The 1,669-nt window shown below is 46.9% G+C and carries 2 protein-coding genes; both read left to right on the top strand.

The window, feature by feature from the left end; all coding sequences use genetic code 11:
- Positions 1–59 precede the first annotated feature (59 nt).
- Positions 60–857 (top strand): SH3 domain-containing protein, encoded by a 798-nt coding sequence (locus R7P35_RS23920; RefSeq protein ID WP_318092815.1) that lies wholly within the window; start codon positions 60–62, stop codon positions 855–857.
- A gap of 167 nt (positions 858–1,024) precedes the next feature.
- A complete protein-coding gene (locus R7P35_RS23915; RefSeq protein WP_005480556.1) occupies positions 1,025–1,573 on the top strand; it encodes a phosphatase PAP2 family protein in 549 nt (182 codons plus the stop codon).
- Positions 1,574–1,669: the final 96 nt, after the last annotated feature.

The following is a 1,669-nucleotide window of genomic DNA, read 5'->3' as shown; positions in this document are numbered from 1 at the left end:
CTGACCATTTATAGTAGTGCAGTTGCATTAGGTGAAGAGAAACAGAAGGTAAAGGATTCATGGTCACAGCAAAACAACTTGGACGTTCGGCACTCGCATTAACATTGATCAGCTTATCTGGTTGTCAGCTGTTTCAATCAAACACGAATGCTGAGGTGGCTTCTCCGGTGATCGTGAACGATCATGCGCAAAGTATTATGGTGATCAGCGATCAAATGGACATGTACTTAAGCAGTGAAGGGCGGGAATCTTTCTTAAATCAGATGCTGGTGGCGCTTGAGTCGGACAGCCGAGATAAATTCAAAGGCAAAGATCCTGACACCTATTCGTGGTGGAAGATCCGCGTGCAACCTAATGAGTGGCAACAAGCGGAGGTAGTCAGGCCAGTAGAAGAGGGAGGGGATACCTCTAACAAGCTGGAGTTTATGGATGTCTCCTATCGTTCAAAAACGGGGTTAAATTTGCGCTCCAAACCGAGTGTAGAGAGTACAAAGCTGGGGCAACTTGAAAAAGGCGAAGTGTTCAATGCGTTGGCGAGAGTTGAAGGAGAACCTTGGATTCTGGTTGAACAAAAAGGCGTTATTAAGGGCTACGTGCATCAAGATTACGTACGCAGCAACGTAGTGAATCGCGATATTTTGTCGACTCAACCGAATCCGTTGCTCGATGCTCAGCAAGCGACTCATTCTGTATCGAGTGCCCGACACGAGCTGCTGGGCAGCTACACTTGTCGAGCGCTGAGCTATGAGTTAACCAAAGACGGTGATGTTACCACGGGGTCATTACGCGCATGCCGCAAAAAACGCAAAGTTTGGTATATCGATACGCCGTCAGCCTCACCAGCTAACCCTTCGTAATTCTTATTGCTTTTATTGATGTGTTTAACGGTATGGTTGGGCACATCAATGTGCGCTATTCCGTCCATTCTACTTTTGTCACTAATTGTCCAACTTCCCGTCATGTAGCTGTCACCTAAACCTCCTACTTTGCACACAAAGGCGTTGTCAAAGTAAGGGAAGGTCACATGCGAACCATTGAGACAATCACACAGCCAATAGCAACCATCGCTAAGTTTGATTTAGCATTCTCTAGCGTATGTCTTCAGCACCGTTTTAACCAACAAGTTGCCAACATCAGTAAAGGCGTTTCGCACAGTGGAGATGGCCATCTCTACGTCGTCTTAGGGCTGTTAGCTTGGTATTTAGATAAAGAACACGGATCTTGGTTTATGTTAGCCGGATTGCTGGCATTTGCCGTCGAGCTACCTATTTACTGGACGCTAAAAAACAGCTTTAAACGCCGCCGTCCTGAAGAACTGAGCGCTTTGTTACCTGCTTTTATCACCCCTTCTGATCGCTATAGTTTACCGTCTGGACATACTGCTGCTGCGTTTGTTATGGCAACACTTATCAACCATTACTACCCAGAACTCGGTTATGCCGCATTCTTTTGGGCGAGCTTAATTGGTACGGCGCGTATTTTGCTCGGTGTCCATTTTTTTACTGACGTCATCATCGGGGCGCTGTTGGGAAGTGCGTGTGGTGCTCTAGCTATTGCGATCGTAGGAGGCTAATGGATGAAAATTCTATACGGTGTTCAAGGTACGGGAAATGGCCATATCGCACGTGCTCGTGCAATGAGCAAGGCATTTGAATCGCACGATGTGCAG

The sequence above is a fragment of the Vibrio sp. Vb0304 genome (assembly GCF_033338995.1).
Classification (GTDB): domain Bacteria; phylum Pseudomonadota; class Gammaproteobacteria; order Enterobacterales; family Vibrionaceae; genus Vibrio; species Vibrio alginolyticus.
Note: the sequence above shows the minus strand (reverse complement) of the source record. Positions and strands in the feature narration are given on the sequence as shown.